At 42.4% G+C, this 20,482-nt stretch carries 15 protein-coding genes; 14 read left to right on the top strand and 1 reads right to left on the bottom strand.

Annotation, left to right across the window (positions count from 1 at the left end; all coding sequences use genetic code 11):
• The first annotated feature begins 132 nt into the window (after window positions 1-132).
• The 8 genes from atzF (at window position 133) to JO943_RS02145 (ending at window position 11,122) form a co-directional block, all read left to right on the top strand.
• Entirely contained in the window at window positions 133-1,971 is a 1,839-nt protein-coding gene (gene atzF, locus JO943_RS02180; protein ID WP_202739862.1) for an allophanate hydrolase, read from the top strand.
• A gap of 19 nt (window positions 1,972-1,990) precedes the next feature.
• Entirely contained in the window at window positions 1,991-5,596 is a 3,606-nt protein-coding gene (uca, locus tag JO943_RS02175; RefSeq protein ID WP_202739861.1) for an urea carboxylase, read from the top strand.
• 6 nt (window positions 5,597-5,602) lie between these two features.
• Window positions 5,603-6,295, top strand: coding sequence for a GntR family transcriptional regulator (locus tag JO943_RS02170; protein ID WP_202739860.1), 693 nt, complete (start codon window positions 5,603-5,605; stop codon window positions 6,293-6,295).
• A gap of 123 nt (window positions 6,296-6,418) precedes the next feature.
• Window positions 6,419-6,922: a hypothetical protein gene (locus JO943_RS02165; protein WP_202739859.1), complete on the top strand. Its 504-nt coding sequence runs from the start codon at window positions 6,419-6,421 to the stop codon at window positions 6,920-6,922.
• A gap of 171 nt (window positions 6,923-7,093) precedes the next feature.
• Window positions 7,094-7,972, top strand: coding sequence for an AraC family transcriptional regulator (locus JO943_RS02160; protein WP_032872661.1), 879 nt, complete (start codon window positions 7,094-7,096; stop codon window positions 7,970-7,972).
• 4 nt (window positions 7,973-7,976) lie between these two features.
• Entirely contained in the window at window positions 7,977-8,981 is a 1,005-nt protein-coding gene (locus JO943_RS02155) for an NAD(P)H-quinone oxidoreductase (RefSeq protein WP_202739858.1), read from the top strand.
• A gap of 108 nt (window positions 8,982-9,089) precedes the next feature.
• On the top strand, window positions 9,090-9,965 hold the full coding sequence (gene hchA, locus JO943_RS02150; RefSeq protein WP_202739857.1) for a glyoxalase III HchA: 876 nt from the start codon (window positions 9,090-9,092) through the stop codon (window positions 9,963-9,965).
• A 155-nt stretch (window positions 9,966-10,120) separates the two neighbouring features.
• Window positions 10,121-11,122, top strand: a complete 1,002-nt coding sequence (locus JO943_RS02145) for a 2-dehydropantoate 2-reductase (protein ID WP_202739856.1) — start codon at window positions 10,121-10,123, stop codon at window positions 11,120-11,122.
• Window positions 11,123-11,176: 54 nt separating this feature from the next.
• On the opposite strand, the gene JO943_RS02140 is transcribed toward JO943_RS02145, so the two are convergent.
• Window positions 11,177-12,049, bottom strand: a complete 873-nt coding sequence (locus tag JO943_RS02140) for a bile acid:sodium symporter family protein (protein ID WP_202739855.1) — start codon at window positions 12,047-12,049, stop codon at window positions 11,177-11,179.
• Window positions 12,050-12,769: 720 nt separating this feature from the next.
• On the opposite strand from JO943_RS02140, the gene JO943_RS02135 reads away from it, so the two are divergent.
• The 6 genes from JO943_RS02135 to JO943_RS02110 all read left to right on the top strand — a co-directional run bounded on the left by JO943_RS02135 (window position 12,770) and on the right by JO943_RS02110 (window position 20,451).
• Window positions 12,770-13,831 carry an HlyD family secretion protein gene (locus JO943_RS02135; RefSeq protein WP_202739854.1) on the top strand — a complete coding sequence of 354 codons (1,062 nt, stop codon included), beginning with the start codon at window positions 12,770-12,772 and terminating at the stop codon, window positions 13,829-13,831.
• Between the two features lie 20 nt (window positions 13,832-13,851).
• Window positions 13,852-15,399, top strand: coding sequence for a DHA2 family efflux MFS transporter permease subunit (locus JO943_RS02130; protein ID WP_202739853.1), 1,548 nt, complete (start codon window positions 13,852-13,854; stop codon window positions 15,397-15,399).
• A 186-nt stretch (window positions 15,400-15,585) separates the two neighbouring features.
• Window positions 15,586-16,374, top strand: coding sequence for a hypothetical protein (locus tag JO943_RS02125; protein ID WP_199948509.1), 789 nt, complete (start codon window positions 15,586-15,588; stop codon window positions 16,372-16,374).
• Window positions 16,371-17,957, top strand: coding sequence for a GH3 auxin-responsive promoter family protein (locus tag JO943_RS02120; protein ID WP_005230586.1), 1,587 nt, complete (start codon window positions 16,371-16,373; stop codon window positions 17,955-17,957). The genes JO943_RS02125 and JO943_RS02120 overlap by 4 nt, the downstream gene beginning before the upstream one ends.
• On the top strand, window positions 17,954-19,291 hold the full coding sequence (locus tag JO943_RS02115) for a TolC family protein (protein ID WP_202739852.1): 1,338 nt from the start codon (window positions 17,954-17,956) through the stop codon (window positions 19,289-19,291). The genes JO943_RS02120 and JO943_RS02115 overlap by 4 nt, the downstream gene beginning before the upstream one ends.
• Window positions 19,288-20,451: a hypothetical protein gene (locus JO943_RS02110; RefSeq protein ID WP_202739851.1), complete on the top strand. Its 1,164-nt coding sequence runs from the start codon at window positions 19,288-19,290 to the stop codon at window positions 20,449-20,451. Before JO943_RS02115 ends, JO943_RS02110 begins: the two co-directional genes overlap by 4 nt.
• Window positions 20,452-20,482 lie beyond the last annotated feature (31 nt).

Genomic DNA, 20,482 nt, shown 5'->3' with positions numbered 1-20,482 from the left:
ACCACAACGAGACCCTAGATGTTCACTCATATTTATATAAGATATTAAGTAATTAATTTATATATAAAAATAAAATTGGCACAGTTTCTGCATTTATCTATTCAAACTTGTATACAAGATAGGATTCATAAAATGCATCAACTAAAAACTTTGGGCTGGACAATTTCTGAATGGCAAGCCGCGTATTTAAACAAAGAAATTCAGCTGGATATTTTAAAAGAACTGGTTGCAGCAATTGATCCTCATGATGTTGCCTGGATTTCTGTTGTCAGCCCAGAACTATTGGAACAACAGATTCAGTCATTAACGCAACTGACTCAAGATGCTGACCATCTGCACAAACAGTTTCCGTTATACGGTGTACCGTTTGCCGTCAAAGACAATATTGATGTAGCTGGCTTTGTTACTACGGCGGCATGTAAGGCTCTCAATACGGTGGCTATGCAAGATGCCGAGACAGTCCGTTTACTGAAACAGGCCGGTGCGATTGTTGTTGGCAAAACCAACCTTGATCAATTTGCCACAGGTCTGGTTGGCACACGTTCACCATTTGGGGCAGTACCGAATAGTTTTAAACCTGAATATGTCAGTGGTGGTTCAAGCTCGGGGTCTGCCAGTGTTGTGGCCAGAGGTTGGGTGCCATTTTCTTTGGGAACTGACACTGCAGGATCAGGACGCGTGCCAGCAGCCTTCAATAATATTGTCGGTTTAAAGCCAACCAAAGGGCGATTTTCTAATCGCGGTTTATTACCTGCGGTAAAGAGCATTGATTGTATTTCTATTTTTGCATTGACGGTTTCTGATGCGGAACTGGTTGCCAATCAGGCCGAAGCCTATGATGCTTTCGATAGCTATTCACGTCAGCACCCGAAAAATGTACCCGCACGTTTTTCCAGCAAATTGAAATTTGCCATTCCGGATAAATTGAATTTCTTTGGTGACCAGTTGTCAGAGAAAGCCTTTCAACACACCATCCAATTACTGGAAAGTTTAAATGCAGAAATCACGCCGATTGATTTTTCTGCTTTTGAGCAACTTGCAGCGCAACTTTATCAAGGCGCTTGGGTGGCAGAGCGTACCGCTGCGGCTGCCAGTCTACTCAAAACCAATGCAGCTGATTTTGACCCGACCGTTTTAGAGATCATTCAACAAGGTGAAAAATATTCTGCGGTGGATGCCTACAATGCTGAATATTTAAAGCAGGACTTAAGCCGAAAAATTCAAACGAGCTTGGCTGAGTTTGATGCCTTGATCGTGCCAACGTCACCGACGATTTATCGCATTGAACAAATGCAACAGCACCCGATTGAATATAACGCACATTTCGGGACTTATACCAATTTCACCAACCTCGCTGATTTAACTGCCTTGGCATTACCTGCCGGCTTTAGAGCAGACAATTTACCCTTTGGTATCAGCTTGATTGCACCGGCTTGGCATGACGCAGCGCTGGTGCACTTCGGCAAAGCCTGGCAGAACTATCTGGCACTGAAACTCGGCGCTGTAGATAAGCCTTTATCTACAAATACAGCAACTTTACTGTCTCCTCACCATATTCGGGTCGCGGTTGTAGGGGCGCATCTAACCGGGATGCCATTAAATTTCCAACTCACCACGCGTGGTGCAGTGCATGTAGAAACCACCAAGACTTCTCAAAATTATGCACTGTATGCATTGAATGGCACCGTTCCACCAAAACCGGGTTTGGCTCGTCAGCAAGATGGGCAAAGCATCATTGTCGAGCTTTGGGATGTACCTGCAGCACGCTTCGGTGAGTTTGTGGCAGAAATTCCAACCCCATTGGGCATGGGCAATGTCGAACTTGAAGATGGCCGTTGGGTGAAAGGCTTTATTTGTGAACCCTATGGCTTAGGCGATGCCGAAAATATCAGCCATTTTGGCGGCTGGAGAGCATATATCCAGCATCGGAACAGTCAAGCAGATCAGCAACTCGCCAATGCAGCCAATTAATTTTTAGGGGGAAATCATCATGTTTAAGACTGTACTTATTGCAAACCGTGGTGAAATTGCTGTTCGGGCAATTCGAACACTGAAAAAATTAGGTATTACCAGTGTCGCGGTTTATTCAGACAGCGATCGTTATGCACAACATGTGCAGGATGCCGATATTGCCATTGCACTGGAAGGTTTAAAACCTGCCGATACCTATTTAAGTATCGAAAAATTGATTCAAGCTGCTCAACAAATTGGGGCAGAAGCGATTTTTCCGGGCTATGGTTTTTTGTCCGAAAGTGCCGATTTTTCTCGTGCCTGTGAAGAAAACAACATTGCCTTTATGGGCCCAACTGCAGAACAGATTCTGGAGTTTGGCCTAAAACATCGCGCACGTGAATTGGCTGCGGCGGCGAATGTTCCAATGACACCGGGCACAGGACTGCTTGATAGCCTTGAAGAAGCATTGTCAGCTGCTGAACGGATTGGCTATCCAATCATGCTCAAAAGCACTGCAGGTGGCGGTGGAATTGGCTTAACCCGTTGTGACTCCCCGCAAGCATTAACTGAAGCGTATGAAAGTGTAAAACGCCTAGGTGAGCAGTTCTTTAAAGATGCAGGTGTGTTTATTGAATGCTTTATTGATCAAGCACGTCATGTCGAAGTACAGATTTTTGGCGATGGCAAAGGTCAAGTGGTCGCGTTTGGTGAGCGTGATTGCTCCTTGCAACGCCGTAACCAGAAAGTGGTTGAGGAAACCCCCGCAGCAAACTTGCCTGAAGCAACCCGTAAAAAGCTCCATCAAGCTGCAGTTGAACTGGGTCGTTCCGTCAATTATCGCAGTGCAGGAACGGTTGAGTTTATTTATGATGCCAAGCGGGATGAATTTTATTTCCTTGAGGTGAATACCCGTTTACAGGTGGAGCATCCGGTAACGGAAATGGTGACAGGTCTCGACTTGATTGAGTGCATGCTCAAAGTCGCAGCAGGCGATGCGTTGGATTGGGACTACCTCAGCAATATCCAACCGCAAGGTGCTGCGATTGAAGTTCGGATCTATGCCGAAGATCCTGTTAAAAATTTCCAACCAAGCCCAGGTGTGCTCACGGAAGTGTCATTTCCCGAAGGTATTCGTGTCGATACCTGGGTGAAAACAGGGACTGAAATTTCCCAGTATTTCGATCCAATGATTGCCAAAATTATTGTGCATGCTGACGATCGTGCTACTGCAATCGAAAAGTTAAAAGCAGTTTTGGCTGAAACCCGTTTAAATGGTATCAGCACCAATCTGGATTATGCACGTGCGATAGTCTCAGACCAACGTTTTGAATCTATGCAAATCTGGACACGCATGCTGGATGATTTTGATTATTCACCAAAAGTCATTGAAGTGGTACAAGCGGGTACATTGAGCTCAATTCAAGACTATCCGGGACGAACAGGCTATTGGGATATCGGTGTGCCGCCATCGGGTCCTATGGATGATTATGCGTTCCAACTGGCTAACCGAATTGTAGGTAATGACGCTAAAGCAGCGGGGTTTGAATTTACCTTGGTGGGCCCAAGCTTGAAGTTCCATGCCGATACCACCATTGCATTGACAGGTGCAAGTTGTACTGCCGTGTTGGATGATCAACTTATTGCCTTTTGGCAACCGATTAAAGTCAAAGCAGGTCAGACTTTAAAAATAGGACAAGTGGCATCTGGTTGCCGTACGTACTTGGCGGTACGTAATGGGCTGGATGTCCCCCTATATTTGGGTAGCCGTTCAACCTTCGCATTGGGCAATTTCGGTGGTCATGCAGGGCGTACTTTACGTGTTGGCGATATGATCAAAATGGTTGATGCAGAACTTACAAGTGCGGAATTACCGCTTGCGATTGCTGAGCCTCAAGCCTTATCCAAAGACCTCATTCCTGAATATAGCAATGAATGGGAAATTGCAGTGCTGTATGGACCACACGGCGCGCCTGATTTCTTTAAACCTGAATATGTAGAAGAATTTTTTGCCTCTGAATGGACTGTTCACTTTAATTCAAACCGTTTAGGCGTCAGACTTTCAGGGCCTACACCGAGCTGGGCAAGAGAAAATGGCGGTGAAGCAGGTCTACATCCATCCAATGTGCATGATTGTGAATATGCAATTGGTGCGATCAACTTTACTGGCGATTTCCCTGTGATTTTAGCAAAAGATGGTCCTAGCCTTGGTGGTTTCGTGTGTCCTGTGACCATTGCCAAAGCAGAACTGTGGAAAGTAGGCCAGTTGAAAGCCGATGATAAAATCCGTTTTTATCCAATTACAGTCGAGCAGGCCAACGAGTTAGAACGTAAGCAAATTGACAATATCCAGAACTTTGCTGCCGCTGCCAAAGTCGTTGAAACCATTGAGCCAGCTCAAGATGTCTTTACCACCATTCTGGCACAACGTGAACAAACAGAATTATCGCCAAAAACGGTTTATCGCCAAGCTGGAGATAGCTATATCTTGCTCGAATATGGTGAAAACGTTTTGGATTTAGCGTTACGTTTACGTGTGCATCAATTGATTCAAATGATTCGCGCTGCCAACCTTGCTGGAGTTTTAGAACTGTCACCCGGTGTACGTTCACTACAGATTAAATATGATGGTCTGGTGATTACTCAAGCCGAGCTCATTCAACAATTGCTTAAACTTGAAGAGCAAATGGGAGATTTAAGCCAGCTTAAAATTCCATCACGTATTGTACATTTACCAATGGCATTTGAAGATAGTGCAACTTTAGGTGCAGTGGAGCGCTATCAGGAAAGTGTCTGCGCCAAAGCGCCGTGGTTACCGAATAATGTTGATTTTATCCAACGTATTAATGGTCTATCACATCGTGATGAAGTCAAAGATATCATTTTTGATGCTAACTATCTGGTCCTGGGTTTAGGCGACGTTTATCTGACAGCACCTTGTGCTGTGCCAATCGATCCACGTCACCGTTTGCTCAGCTCCAAGTACAACCCTGCACGGACCTTTACCGCAGAAGGTACGGTGGGGATTGGTGGCATGTACATGTGTATTTATGGCATGGATTCACCGGGTGGTTATCAGTTGATTGGGCGAACGCTGCCGATCTGGAACAAGTTTAAAAAGAACAAGCAATTTGGTGATAAACAATGGTTCTTGCAGTTCTTTGACCAGATTAAATATTTCCCTGTCACTGAAGCGGAACTCAATCAATGGCGTGCAGATTTTGAAAATGGCCGTGCCCAAATTCAGATTGAAGAAACCGAGTTCGACTATGCCAAATATGTACAGTTCTTGCAGGATGAAGCAGAAAGCATTGCCGCGTTTAAAGAGAAACAGCAACAGGCTTTTAGTACCGAAGTCAGCCGCTGGAAAGAAGAGTTTGCAGTGCAACCTGAACAGCAGGTAGAACAAGCCAGTCAGGCCGACTACAGCCATCTTTCTGCTTTAAATGCATCAATGACTGGCAATATCTGGAAAATTTTTGTTGAACATGGCCAAGAGATCAAAAAAGGAGAGACTATTGCTATTATTGAAGCCATGAAAATGGAACTGCCAGTTTATGCAGAGGAAGATGGCATCGTCAAAGCCATTATTTGCAGGGCAGGACAAACCGTACACAGTGGTGAACCATTGGTATATATGGAATAGTGTTGAATGAAAGAAACAAAAATAACAACAAAAAGCTCAGACAATTTGTCTGAGCTGGTTTACCAGCGCATCAAGAATGACATCTTTGATTTCAAGTTGATGCCAGGTGAACGCTTCACTGAGTCTGAAGTTGCTAAGGCCTATGAGGTGAGTCGTACCCCCATCCGACAAGCCTTGTATCGTCTGCAACAAGAAGGCTATGTCGATGTGAGCTTTCGGAGCGGTTGGCAGATTCGACCGCTCAATTTTCGTTATTATGAAGAACTGTATGATGTGCGGATTGTTTTGGAAAAAGATTCGATTCGAAAACTCTGTCAGATGGAGCACCATCATTCAGTTGAGTTGTCGGTATTAAAAGCGCTGTGGTTGATACAACCTTCGGAATATTTAAAGGATATTAAGCAGCTCTCTCAACAAGATGAAGATTTTCATTGTGCCTTGGTCCGTGCTTCGGGAAACAATGAAATGGCAAGGATTCATCGTGATTTGAGTGAACGGATCCGGATTATCCGCCGTTTGGACTTTTCCAAAGATTATCGGGTTGATGCAACCTATCAGGAACATCAAAAAATCTTGGGTTTTATTTTTGAAAGACAAACCGAGCAAGCGATCAGCGCGATCGAAGCGCATATCATGCAAAGTCGTGATGAAGTGAAAAAAATTACTCTACAGATGTTGGATTCGAGTCAGTTTTATTAAAATTAAATTAACCGAATACTCTCAATTGATTATGAGGTAAAGATTATTAGACATGAGTGTATTTCTAATAGAGGTAAATGCTGTTAATTTATATATCGTAAATTATATATCTATAGAAATAAGATGAAAAAATTTAAAAAAAAGTATCAGATTCTACTGATTATAATAGCTTCCATCCTTTTGAATTATTTTTTATTTCACTCTCAGGAAACTCAGGAACTTGTTGAAATAAAAGATATCTTGGATCGTGGGAATGACATGATCAAAAGAGATATAATTTATCGTGATTGTGATCGTGTTTCATTTGAGAGTTATCCAGAATTAAAGGATGAATATATCGAAGCTGTATACTCAAAAATGGCTATAAGTTCTAGTAGTGATTCAAATCATTCTATTACATGGGTTCATCCACCTGAAGGTAAATCCTGTTTTAAAGACATGAAACTGGTCAAATTAGAGTATTCAAATGCAACTCATGGCAATTATGAGGCCGTATTTCGTTGTGAAAAAAATGGTATAGGAGAGGAGCTTAAAGTAGGATATTTCCAAAAATCTTGTAGTTATACTGCTTTTCTTTCTAAATGGAATTTACCAATAGGTAAATATACGGTTGTATCACAGCCGTAAAATAATAAAAATAAGTAGAAATGTTCAGTTAAATTAGGAAATACATTCAATCTTACATCCGCTGAGCTTCACAAAACTCTCTTTTCCATGCCTAATTCTGCATAAAACTAACAGTTTTTATCTGTTTGCTATTTAATAATAAAAATCACATTTCCAATCATCAGATGACACATGATGAATGACCAAACACTGATCAACTCATTTCTAAAACTGGTGCAGAAAGAAGGCTTTTTTGCCACAGCCATTGACGGCATTGTGCTAATGCGCGTAGATCACAATACGCCACCGATCGCGGTATTACAGGAACCAACCCTAGTATTTGTTTTACAAGGCCAAAAGCGCGGTTATATCGGTACCGAAACCTATTCCTTTCAACAAGGTCAATGCCTGATTGTCTCGGTTTCAATGCCTTTTGACTGTGACACCATTGCCAGTGCGGAAGCACCGATGATAGCGATCAGTATGAAACTGGACGCAGACACTGTGAATGAGCTACTGGCTAAAACCTATTTTGAAAATTACCAGTTTAAGCCACTCACCACAGGAATGAGTGTGATCGAATATGATCAGGCCATTTCGAGTGTGCTGAATCGTTTGTTACAGACATTGACCTCGGAACAGGATGTGCTGGTTTTAGGCGAGCAGATTAAACGAGAATTGCTTTATCGAGTGATACAACATGCAGGCGCAGATGCCTTAAAAGGTTTGGTGGCACAAGGCAATCTCAGACCCATCTATAAAATCTGCGAATATATCCAGCACCATTTTACAGAAAAGCTCACTGTAGACATGCTGGCAGAGCAAGCCAATATGAGCACTTCTGCATTTCATAAAGCCTTCAAACAGGTAACACAACATTCGCCGTTGCAATATTTAAAAGTCGTCCGTTTGCATAAGGCAAAACAATTGTTGCAAAACGCAGACCAAAGTGTGGCTCAGGCAGCTTATGCTGTTGGTTATCAGAGCTCTTCTCAATTTAGCCGAGAATTTAAAAAGCAGTTTGGTTTTCCGCCCAAACATGCTGAATCGAATACTGAAACGGAGTCATGATCAGATGAACCAAAATAGCGTAGAACAAATGAAATATATCGAAATTACTCAAGCAGGCGGTCCTGAAGTGTTACAGCTTGCCGAGGGAGCACGCCCAGAAATTACAGCAGATGAAATCCTGATTGAAGTCTACGCAACTGGAATTAACCGACCAGATATTTTACAGCGTCAAGGTCTATACCCGATGCCCAAAGGCGTTACGCCTATTCCCGGACTGGAAGTATCAGGAGTGGTCGCACAAGTAGGTGCTCGAGTCACTCAGTTTAAAGTAGGTGATAAAGTCTGCGCACTCACCAACGGTGGTGGCTACGCTGAATATTGTGCTGTACCCGCCAATCAAAGCTTGAAGATTCCCAAAAATCTCAGTTTTGTTGAGGCTGCTGCGATTCCCGAAACTTATTTCACCGTCTGGGCAAATCTGTTCCAGATTGGTCAATTAAAGAAAAATGAAACCGTGCTGATTCATGGCGGTGCCAGCGGGATTGGTTCAACGGCAATCAGCTTGTGTCATGCCATGGGCATTAAAAACTTCTCCACGGTGGGGAGTGATGATAAGGTTGAAAAATTATCTTCTGTGTCACAGGTCATTAACTACAAAACTCAGGATTTTGAAAAAGAAGTTCTGGCGCTGACCGATGGGCAGGGCGTAGATGTGATTCTGGATATTATCGGTGCGTCTTACTTCAACCAAAACCTGAGATTGTTAAAGCGTGACGGTCGACTGGTGATTATTGGCTTTATGGGTGGGCGTAAAGTTGATGGCTTTGATATACAGGAATTAATGCTCAAACGTGCCGTGGTTACTGGCTCAACCATGCGTGCCAGAACCAATCAAGAAAAGGCTAAGATTACTCAGGATCTTGAACAGTTTGTCTGGCCTTTGATTGAAGCAGGGCAATGTAAGCCAATCATCTATAAAACTTTCGCCTTTGAAGATGTCGCGCAGGCACATCAGTGTTTAGAAAGTAGTCAGCATACTGGCAAGGTGGTACTCGAAATTAAGTCTTAATTTGCCTGATTATGTTCATTCCATGCCTGTTCGTACTCAGTCCTTGAGTATGGCAGGTTGCTCACGCAATATGCTTATAAATAAAACGATGCAATGAGGAAACTTGAAATGACAACAAATACCGATGATCGTAATCCAACACCAGACCGTGCGGAAGATAACGCATTCTTTCCATCGCCGTATTCATTGAGTCAGTATACTTCTTCTAAAACGGATTATGATGGTACAACCTATCCACAGCCGTATCAGGGCGATAAAAAGATTCTGATGATCGCGACAGACGAACGTTATATCTTGATGCAAAATGAAAAATTCTTTTCTACCGGAAATCACCCAGTGGAAATGCTATTGCCCATGTTCCATCTGGATAATGCAGGTTTTGCCTTTGACGTGGCAACACTGTCAGGCAATCCGGTCAAGCTGGAAATGTGGGCGATGCCCAATGAAGAACAAGTGGTACTAGACACCTATAAAAAATATGAGAAACAGCTCAAAGCCCCCTTAAAACTTGCTGATGTACTCGAGCAAGCCTTAAGCGCTGATTCTCCTTATGCAGGTCTCTTTATTCCCGGTGGGCATGGTGTACTGGCGAAGATTCCACAAAGCACCGAAGTCAAAGCATTATTAAAGTGGGCCCTTGCCAACGATAAATATGTAATTACGCTATGTCATGGACCAGCAGCTTTACTTGCCGCAGCGGTTGATGAAAATCCACAAGACTATATTTTCAAAGACTATCAGCTTTGTGTTTTCCCAGATTCCTTAGATAAAGGCGCGAATATTGATATTGGTTATATGCCAGGACAACTGCCATGGCTGGTCGGTGAAAATCTGCAAAAACTTGGCGTTAAAATCTTGAATACAGGGATTACAGGTCAGGTGCACCAGGACCGGAAATTACTGACGGGTGATAGTCCGCTGGCTTCCAATAACCTAGGCAAATTGGCAGCAAGCACTTTATTGGCTGATCCAGAGCTAGGTTAATTGCTTGAGATCAAAAATGAAAGCCTGACATCTAATGTTGGGCTTTTTTAACTTTTAAATCTACATAGCTGTATCAATTGTCAATTTACTGACAATCTCTATTATGACTTAAGGTTAAAGTCACTCACATGGATGTGAACTGAACAGGAGGTTAAATGAAAATATGTATTTATGGTGCGGGTAATATTGGTTGTTATCTGGGCGGTCGACTGGTCGCTGCAGGATGCAATGTCCAGTTAATTGTCCGCCCCAAAATTCGCCAGCAATTACAACAATATGGCCTGACCGTTTCGGACTATCTTGGGTATCAACACGCTATTGCAGCAGAACAATTGCAACTGAGTGATGATCCACAGCTTGCAGCGCAAGCAGATATTATTTTTGTCTGTGTTAAATCGGCCGCCACTGAGCAAGTTGCGCATGAGTTAAAATCTGTTTTAACAAACAAGACCTTGATGATCAGTTTTCAAAATGGTTTAAGAAATGCGGAGATTTTAAAACAGATTCTGCCCAACCAAATCATTCTTGCAGGCATGGTTCCTTTTAATGTCGCGGCTTTGGGAAATGGTAGATTTCATCAAGGTACAGAAGGAACTCTATATACCCAGCAGCACGAGCCAATGCATGAATTGATAAGTGCATTTAAAACTGCTGGATTGGAACTCAAACTTGCATCTGATATGCAGGCAGTACAATGGGCCAAGTTAATTCTTAATCTGAATAATTCAGTGAATGCCTTGTCACAACTTCCTTTAAAGCAACAGCTTTCTATTCGGGGATATCGTCAATGTCTGGCAATGGCACAAATGGAAGCGTTAAAACTGCTTAAAATTGCAGGAATTAAACCTGCCCAGCTAACGGCCTTGCCAGCGCAGATTGTTCCTAGAGTATTAAGCCTGCCAGATTTTATTTTTAATGTTGTCAGCAAAAATATGTTAGCGATTGATCCGCTGGCACGTTCATCGATGGCCGATGATCTCAGGGCAGGCCGAAGCACAGAAATTGACTGGATTAATGGTGAAGTTGTTGATTTAGCACAACAACTCAATTTGAAAGCACCAGTCAATGCTAGATTGATTCAATTGATTAAACAGACTGAAACATCGCCCAAGGCATGGTCAGCACAAGCGCTTAAACAACAGCTAGAAGTCGCGTAATTAAAATAGCGTATCACTGAAAATCAGTCATACGCTAGTGACGATAATAAGTACTTAAGACTTTTCAGTCACGGAGGGACCAAAGCGGGTGATCAAAATGCCAAAGATCGTCGCGAAGATATACATAAAAATAGAATACACCGCGGCTGGCATTGCAATGGTTGTACTGGCCATGACGGTAAGCGCGATAGTCATGGCAAGAGTACTATTATGAATGCCGATTTCAAAGGCACAGGCACGAGCCTGATAGGAACTGATGCCAAACAATCGGGGAACAAAATAACCGACCGTCAGACTAATGGCACAGAATAATGCGGTGGCGAAACCGATTTTTCCCAAATACGCCAGCAGATTTTCTCTTTCTGTAAAAATCGCTCCAGCAATGATGATAAGCAGGAAAACAATCGCAAAAATGCGGACTGGGCGATTTAATTTTTCTGCGATATGCGGCGCAAAATGACGTACCAGCATACCAATTGCTACTGGTACCAAGATAATCAGGAAAACTTGCAGAATTTTAGAAAACTGTAGTCCAAGCTGCTGGCCTTCATTCATAAAGTGCAAAATGGAGAAGTTGACAATAAAAGGTAAGAACAGGGCTGCCACTAATGCATTAATGGCGGTCAAACTGATGTTTAAAGCAATATCGCCTTTATATAAGTAACTGAACAGGTTCGCAGTCGATCCACCTGGCGAGGCAGCCAGCAGCATTAAACCGACAGCAAGTAGTGGAGGAAGCGCCAGTAGTTTACAAATCAGGAATGCAATCCCGACCAATAAAACCAACTGGCAAAATAGGGCGATGATGACCGCTTTGGGGTGTTTGGTGACACGGGCAAAATCTTTTAAAGTGAGTTCCAAGCCCAAACCAGCCATGACAATCGCAAGTGCGATGGGTAAGAAAAGGGTGATTAATCCAGAATCCATTACTATTTATTCCTTTGGGTTAAATTTATATTAAAAAAATTTATATATTATTGACTATAAAAGTATCCACTCTATATTTTTTTGATGCATTTGGCATAATTAAGCCAATACAACAATTACCACACAAATAAATCCAATCATTATCAACTATAAATAACCAATTAATGAATTTATTTTATTAATTCTAAATATTTATACCGATTAAACAATTTATTTTTTTCTGCCATAAATCTGTCAAATGATCCAAAATTACATTATAAGAAAATAAGATATAAAAATTATTCCCAATATCTTTACATTTTTACAACGTTATTTTAAATCAGTTACAAAAAGCAGATTGTGTATGCGAAATAAGCAAATGCATAGACCTATTCTGTTCAGCAGAAAATTTTTCCTTAACTCACTTATAGTAAATATATATAGCATTAACAATAGAGTAGAACATTATAAAAAACAAATTTAGATCAACAAAATAGGCCATATCTTAAATTACATCATTTTTAAATATAGTTTTTATAAGATTCGTACTACTGACATAAATAGAAAAAATGCATGTCAAAACGGTCAATGATATTTATTTGACTTAAGAATGATAATCAGCACCAATTTTATCCTGTGACGATTTATTGAATAAAACAGGTGAAAAGTTAAGTAAAAAAGATCCCAATATTTTTATTGGTGAGAATAAAAATTTGAGTATGACAAATAAGCGGAATCAATATGGATAACGTCGCTCAGCTAGAAACTGACACTAATTTCCAAAGTCGAAAAAAAATAACAGGAGCAGTTTTTAGCGTGCTGCAGTTATTACTTCTCATTGGCATTATATATTATTTTTTTGTATATCGACATTATCAGTCTACCGATAATGCCTATGTTCAGGCAGATCTGACCTGGGTGATGCCAAAGATATCAGGTGAAGTCATTGAGTTGATTATTAAAGACAATCAGGTTGTTAAAAAAGGGGAAACCTTGGCAATACTGGATCATCGCGATTATCAGGCCCGTTATGATCAGGCCCGTTCTATGGTGACCTTAAAACAAGCAGCACTTGGAGTGCAGCAACAAAATGAAAAATCAGCCAAGTCATCCATCAGTGAAGCAAATAGTGGTGTTATTGCAGCGCAAGCTGATTTATCGCGCTTGAAAAAAGATTTTGAACGTTATCAAGACCTGTTAAAAGATGGGGTGATTACCCGACAAAACTTTGAAGGTATTCAATCCCAATATTTGACCGCACAGGCACAACTAAGCAAGGCACAAGCCGCGGTCAATGCCGCAGAAGCACAACTGGGCAGCTTGCAGGCAAGTCGTGCCCAGATTTTAGCCGATATTGAAAATGCCAATGCCAGTCTGGACCTTTATCAGATTGATCTGGCTTCATCCAAAGTAGTCAGTCCTGTGACCGGTAAAGTTGGCAGTCTTGCAATCCAGAAGGGATCGCGTGTCTCACCGCAAACGCGTTTGATGGCGATCATTCCTGACAAAAGCTTATATGTGCAGGCCAACTTCAAAGAAACACAAATAGAAAAAATGCATATTGGACAGCAAGTTAAACTCAAAATAGATGCCTATCCAAGCCTGACTTATACCGGAAAAATCGAAAGCTTTTCACCAGCATCAGGAGCAACTTTTTCACTGATGCCTCCTGACAATGCAACAGGGAACTTTAACAAAGTCGTACAACGTATTCCGGTACGCATCAGCATCGATTCAAGCCCGCACATCGATCTGATTAAGCCAGGCATGTCGGTCAGTGCGACCGTTGATCTCAGAACTTAAGCATAAATCAGGTATAAGTGATGAATCAGGCTGTTGAAAATGAGTGGAAATTCCCCCCGAAAACCGCATGGGCCATTTTCGCTGCCATGATCTTTGGCAATTTTATGGCAATTCTGGATATTCAGATCGTTGCCAGTTCTTTAAACGAAGTTCAGGCAGGGATGAGTGCGAGCCGTTACGAAGTAACCTGGGTTCAAACGGTGTATTTGATTGCAGAGATCATTGCCATTCCGATGTCGAGTATTGTCTCGCGCGTTCTCTCGACCCGTGTCTATTACACCCTTTGTGCAGTGGGATTTACCATCAGTTCCTTACTCTGTGCACTGGCATGGAATCTGGAAAGCTTACTGGTGTTTCGTGCGATTCAGGGCTTTATGGGCGGTGGCATGATTCCAACTTCAATGACGGCATTATATCTGCTGTTCCCTGAGGCAAAGCGTTCCTTACCGTTGGTGACCTTTGGCATGGTCAGTACTCTAGGTCCAGCAATTGGTCCAACCATAGGCGGCTGGCTCACCAATAATTTTTCATGGCATTGGATGTTCCTGATCAACATCATTCCCGGGATTATCATTGCCACCGTGATTTACTCAGGGCCCAATATTGACCGCGCTAATTATTCACTGATTAAAACTATGGACTGGCTGAGCCTGCTGGGTATGGCGATGTTCTTGGGTGGACTGGAATATTTTCTGGATGAAGGTGCACGGCATGATTGGCTGGCAGACTCGGGTGTGCGTATCGCCTTTATGGTCTGTCTGATCGGTGGCATGATTTTCTTCTCCAGAAGCTTTACTCAGCCTAAACCTTTACTCGATTTAAGCGTATTCAGGAACAAGAATTTCACCCTCAGTGCGATTACCACCTTTGTGATCGGCATGGCATTGTATGGCTTGGGCTATATGATTCCGGTCTTTCTTGGGCAGGTAAGAGAAATGAACAGTAGCCAGATTGGTCACGTCATGATGGTTACCGGCGTAGTGATGTTCTTTTTTGCCCCATTCCTTGCCTGGCTGATTCCTAATTTTGATACCCGTAAAACCGTATTCGTCGGCATGATTCTGGCGGGCTTTGGTGTATGGCTGAATTCACATCTTAGCATTCACAGCGATTATGACTTTATGTTCTGGCCGCAAATTTATCGCGGAATAGGCCTGATGATCTGCCTGATTGTAGTTTCGCATCTGGCCATGAGTACTTTACCGCTAAGTAAGGTTGCTGATGCCAGCGGGATTTACAACCTGATGCGTAATATTGGCGGAGCAGTGGGATTGGCGCTGATTAATTCTTCACTGGATTGGCTGACCGCATTACATGTCACTCAAATTAATCAGTATATGAATCCCCAGAACTGGATCTTCATCGAAAGACTGGATCAGCTTACGGCGCAATATCAGGAGGTTGGTTCAAACGCACAGCAAATTGCGCTGAGCGTGATTTATCGTGACATTCATTATCAGGCGCTGACATCAAGTTTTAATGATTTATTACGTATGCTCGCAATCATTATGTTTGTGACCGCATTTTTAACCATATTTATGGATCGGGGGAAAAAAATGAATATGTAGAAATCCAAAAACAGAGGGTAATTTTAAACAATCAAAAACAATAGGGCTTATATAAAAAAGATCCCTTTATAAAAACAACACTTAGATGAGTTTTTGAATATCTCTGTATGAGATCGGGGAACTCGCATATCTAGATGTAGAAGGTGAAGTATTATGATTAATACCACATATAAACTAATTTCAAAATTGAACCAGAAAGAACGTACCTATGGTCAATATCTTGAAAAAGAGCAAATCGATCTTGATCGCTTAAAAGTGATGTACTCGATTTATGAGCAATATTATGAAAACACCAGATTTTCTATTTTTGTGGATGATTTTAAAAAGAAAAGTGGTGCTATCCTGATTTTTAATGCACAGACTAATGAGATCGTTGGTTTCTCTACCGTCGTGGTGCAACATTTCTATTTGAATGGCAAGGACTATACCGTTTTATTTAGTGGCGATACTGTTGTTTTAAGAGAGTTTTGGGGAACGCGCTCACTTCAAAGTGCCATGCTCAAGCTAATGATCAAACTCAGAATCAGATACCCATTTAATGAACTGTACTGGTTACTGATTTCTAAAGGTTATAAGACCTACTTGCTACTTGCCAATAATTATTATGTGTATTACCCCAATATTAAAGATGAAAACCAGCATCTCTCTTCAGTGATTGAGCATTATTGTGAAAATTTCTTTGGCGAATATTATGATAAAGAAGCAGGATTATTAAATTTTGGCGAGGATTATCAGCCATTAAAAGGCGAAATTGCCCCGATTACGGCTGAAATGAGAGAGAAAAATCCAAATATTGATTTCTTTGAGCAGAAAAATCCGACCTGGACAATGGGTACCGAGCTGCCATGTATTGGGCGTATGGGTTGGAAAGATATTGCCCGTTTTCCAGTAAAGCTGATGACAAAGCCGACCAGTAAAGGCAAATGCGAGGCGCTTTCATTCTCTAAAACCAACCGTCGGGAGGCGATCCAATGAAAGCTGCTGAATGGCTGACAACCGGCTCGCATCTTATTTTAAAACAATGGTGTGATGCCTCTGATCGTAACTTTACCAAACGCTTTAATGCTTTAGAAGCGACTCAGCGTCAAATTTTGCATTCGATTTTACAGACCTCAACCTTTGCTAAAGATAAAAAAGTGCAAAATTATGAACAGTTTGTAAAATCATTTCCAGCTACACGTTACGGCGCCTGGCGAGAAGATATCCAGCGCTATCGTGAACAAAAGCTTGCACTTTCCAGCAGCAAGCTGGTGCGTTTTCAGCCAACCAGTGGTTCAAGTGAACAGATTAAGTTTATTCCTTATACCAAACTGTTTTTAGATCAGCTCGATCATGCCATTGCTCCCTGGTTAGCCAGCATGTACCGCAAGTGTCCTCAATTGCGCGCAGGAACTCACTATTGGTCTGTGTCATGGTTGCCGGAAAGCCAGCGTGAAGTTTTAAAAGACAAAAACCTGAATGATGACAGTGCATTATTAGGCATGGGTAAACGGATTTTATCCAAGTTTACCCAAGCTGTTCCAAGTAATGTGGCCTTTGCTGCAAATGCCGATGATGCATTGTTTGCAACCATTTGTTATCTGGTGGCTAATCGAAATCTAGCCATGATCTCGGTATGGAGTCCAACCTTTGCACTACAGTTGCTGGAACGTCTGGAAGCGCTGCAACAGGAAGTGATTGAAGTGCTGGAAAGTGGATTATGGGGTATGCGCCAAAATTCGTTGAAAGACGTCACAGCACCTTATAGTCCTGAAAGTGCACAGGCCTTAATTAACAGTTCTAATGGCGAGCACATTGATTTTAAGCAGCTTTGGCCAAAATTAAGTCTGGTCTCCAGTTGGGATACTGCAGGCTCTAAAGCCTGGGCTGAAAAATTAAAGCAGAGACTGCCTGATGTGCAGTTCGAGGGCAAAGGTCTGTGGGCAACTGAAGGTGTGGTGACCATTCCGTATAATGATCAATATCCGCTTGCTTATCAGAGTCATTTTTATGAGTTTGAATATCTTGAGGGAGAGAAACAGGGCCAGATTATCCCGTCATGGCAACTTAAAGTGGGTGATGTGGTGAGTCCAATCATCACATCGGGGAATGGTTTACTACGTTATTGTCTTGATGATTGTTTACGGGTCACCGGTTTTCTGCAACAGATTCCTTGCTTTGAGTTTCAGGGACGCCGTTTTGGTGTCGATCTGGTCGGTGAAAAGCTTGCTCCAGAGACAGCACAGCAACTGCTTTCACAACTGAACGAAACCGACTCTAAAGCCATCTCCTTGCTGGCGATTGATACCGAGCAGCAGGTTAAACCATTTTATTGCGTTCTGTTTGAAGGGGAAATTCATCACAGTGTTAACGATGAATATATTGATCGTATTTTGCGTCAGAATTTTCATTATGAACTTGCCCGTAACTTAGGTCAGCTAGATCAACCACAGATTCGTCAAGCGCCGAATGGCTGGAATGCCTATAAAAAGCTGGTGATGTTTGATGGCATTATCGAAGGCAATATCAAGCCTGAACCCTTAAAGAAAATTACCCTGAATAGTTTGGAACAACTATGAAGAAAGGGATCAAACAGTTTCATCATCCGTTTTTAACGCCCACGTACCATGTACTGTGTACGGGACTGCTATTCGTTTCAAATACAGTTATGGCCATGACCTTAGACGAGGCTTTGTCAGCAAGTTTAAGGCATGAAAGTCAACTCGAAGTCAGCCGTTTAAGTGTCAGTCAGTCTACTGCCATGCTTGAGCAGGCTAAACAGCGGGATGGCTTAAAAGTTAATCTGGTCGGCCAACTTGATTATGAGCGGGTGGAAACACCTGCTCAGGTCATGTTTCCAACCGAAGGCAACCGCAAAGGCCGAAGTCTGCAATTACAGCTGGACTATCCCGTTTATACGTCCGGACGGCATGGTTTGGGCGTTGAAGTAGCGAAGAACCAGTTATCTGCACAGGCGCAGGGTTTATCTGACCAAAGATCGGAAACCATCCTGAATACGGTGATGGTCTATACCGATGTATTAAAGAAAAAGGCGATTTTAGAGCTACGGAAAAAGACCATGTCGAATCTGCAACGCTCGCTCTATGAATCACAACGGCGTTTTGACGTGGGCATGATTACCCGTGCCGATCTGGCTCAGGTTTTGGCCCAAGTGGCCCAAGGCCAAGCTGATATTACACAGGCTCAATCTAATCTTACGGTGAGTGAAGCACAGTTTTATCAAATTACTGGTTTAACCGCAGATAATCTTGTTGCCATCAAACAGTTGCCAGCAATTCCAAACAGCGTGGATGAAGTTTTAGCGAGAACTAACCGCCATCCTGCATTGATGCGCGGCAAATATGAAAAACAGGCTGCCGAGAAACAATACGCCCTAACCAAACGGGAACTCTGGCCAACAGTTATGCTGACCAGCCGAGCAGGCAAGCAGCATGAAGCAAGTTATATCGGTTCTGAAAGTAACAATTACATGGTGGGCGTACAACTGAATGTGCCTTTGTTTGATGATGGTCTGAACCGGGCCAATACTCGTAAAGCGCAGGCCGATGTCGATCTGGCTAAGCAAAAGATCCGGACGCTTGAGCTTGATTTAAATCAGCGGGCACGAACCACATATGCACAGCTGCAAAGCATTCGACAAAATAAAGAGGCACTGCAAAATGCCATAGATGCAGCATCGATTGCATTTGTCTACACCCGAAAAGAGTTCGACTTAGGCACCAAAACCACCTTTGATCTGCTCAATACCGAACAAAAATTATTAGACGTACAGACCCAAAAAACCGTCAATGAACAGGACGAAGTCGTGTATGTCTATCAACTCCTGGATCAGATGGGACAATTAAATCAGCTGGTTCCAGACCAGACGGCTACACAGGTGAATAATCAATGAAAACAAACCCACCGACATCCCCTAATCAAAACAGCTTGATTACCCGTGAAGCAACCTTGGCTGACGATCAGGCCTTGCGTGCACTGATTGCGGTGCCAATGACCACCAAAGGCGTACAAATCAGTTTTCAGCGTGAACCGAGCTATTTTAAAGCTTCAGATATTCTGTATCGACATAAGCTACATGTGGTCATTGAAGATACTGAACATCAAAAGAATGTTGCCTGTTATAGCAATGGTCATCGCCCGTGCTATGTCGATAAGGCAATACAGAATGTGCGCTATGCCAGTGATTTGCGTGTCGATCCAAACTATCGTGGCAAATCCTTAGTCAAAGTATTGGGTGCGCATGTCAAGCAGACCCTGCATCAACCTGATTTTAGCCAGATGATTATCTTTAATGATAACTATGCAGCAAGAGCAGCCATACAAACTGGAAAAAGCGGGATTCCTGATTATTATGATGAAGGCTTAATCGAAACACTGACACTAACGCATTTGGGAAACAAAAGAACAATTAAAGCCTTTTTAAATCACAGGATTGAAACTGAGATGAGTGAGATTAAAACATGTCAGGCTCGACCCGAACATATTACCGCAATGAACCGGTTTATTGCCGAAATGTCGCAGCATTATAATTTTATCCCGGCTTATAATTTCGCAGAGTTGCATGCAGGGCACCCTTATTTTTCGGGTCTACAACTCTCGGACTTTCAGCTTTATTTTCAAGATGGAAAACTTGTGGGGATGTTTGGATTATGGGATCAACATACCATTAAACAGACCAAAATCCTGCATTACAGTTCAGCGATTGGCCTTATACGTCCAATCTATAATGTATTGACCAAAGTGACTAAAGGCATGCCTTTGCCTAAACTTGGCGACTCGGTGAGATATCATGTGTTACATAGCCTGTTGTGCCATCCCCAGCAGTTAGCACTGCATCATTCAATGCTTGAAGATGCGCAGAAAATCTCTAAGCAGCGAGGTGTAGGAGTTGTGAGCTTTACCTTGTCGCATCAAGATCCTCGTTTTCAGCTCAATCAGTTTTACAAAGGTGAACGCTTAACAGGCATGCACGGTTTTATTAGTTTTCAGGGTGATCCACGGCCCAAATTTAATAAGCATCTAATTCCGTATTTAGAAGTTGGACGCATTTGAGTCATAAAAAAATTCCTCAAGCGATTTAAAG

Origin of the sequence: Acinetobacter sp. 'aerobic (ED)', from assembly GCF_904886855.1 — a bacterium.
GTDB classification, from domain to species: Bacteria; Pseudomonadota; Gammaproteobacteria; order Pseudomonadales; family Moraxellaceae; genus Acinetobacter; species Acinetobacter courvalinii.
Note: the sequence above shows the minus strand (reverse complement) of the source record. Positions and strands in the feature narration are given on the sequence as shown.